The sequence below is a fragment of the Rhizobium sophorae genome (assembly GCF_013087515.1).
GTDB lineage: Bacteria > Pseudomonadota > Alphaproteobacteria > Rhizobiales > Rhizobiaceae > Rhizobium > Rhizobium sophorae.
This window is the reverse complement of sequence record NZ_JABFCN010000083.1, coordinates 1-742: the sequence shown is the minus strand read 5'-3', so window position 1 is coordinate 742 and position 742 is coordinate 1. Positions and strand designations below refer to the sequence as shown.

At 61.5% G+C, this 742-nt stretch carries 1 pseudogene; it reads left to right on the top strand.

Annotated elements, in window-relative coordinates:
• Positions 1 to 4 precede the first annotated feature (4 nt).
• Positions 5 to 742: pseudogene (locus G9X64_RS36080) on the top strand (IS630 family transposase); the annotation flags it as partial.

Sequence of the window (742 nt, the reverse complement as noted above, 5' to 3'; positions counted from 1 at the left end):
TCGGATGACTCGACCTCTTTCAAATGATCTTCGTGAGCGTGTTGTTGCTGCCATCGAAGCCGGTGAGAGCTGCCGGTCGGTTGCGGTGCGGTTCGGTATTGCGGTGTCTTCAGCGGTAAAGTGGTCTCAGCGTTATCGTTCGAGCGGATCTGTGGCGCCTGGGAAGATGGGCGGCCACCGCAAGCGGATTCTGGAGCCGCATCGGGCGTTTATCGTGGAGCGGATCAACCAGACGCCGCATGTGTCACTGCACGGGTTGAAGGAAGAGTTGGCCGCGCGAGGGGTGAAGGTATCCCACGATACGGTATGGCAGTTCCTGCGGCGCGAGGGGCTGCGGTTCAAAAAAAACACTGTTCGCCCTTGAGCAGGCGCGCGCTGACGTCGCGCGACGGCGACAGCGCTGGCGATCCTGGCAGGCTGGCCTCGATCCAAGCCGGCTGGTCTTCATCGATGAAACCTGGATCAAGACCAACATGGCGCCGCTTCGAGGCTGGGGACCGAAGGGCAAACGCCTGCGCAGCTTCGCCCCGCACGGACATTGGCGCACCCTGACTTTCCTCGGCGCGTTGCGCTGCGATCGGCTCACCGCACCCTGTGTCTTTGATGGACCGATCAACGGTGAGTGCTTTCGCGCCTATGTCGAGCAGCAACTCGTACCGGTGCTCAAACCCGGCGACATCGTCGTGATGGATAATCTCGGCTCCCACAAGTCGGTCGCCATCCGTCAGATGATCCGCAACGC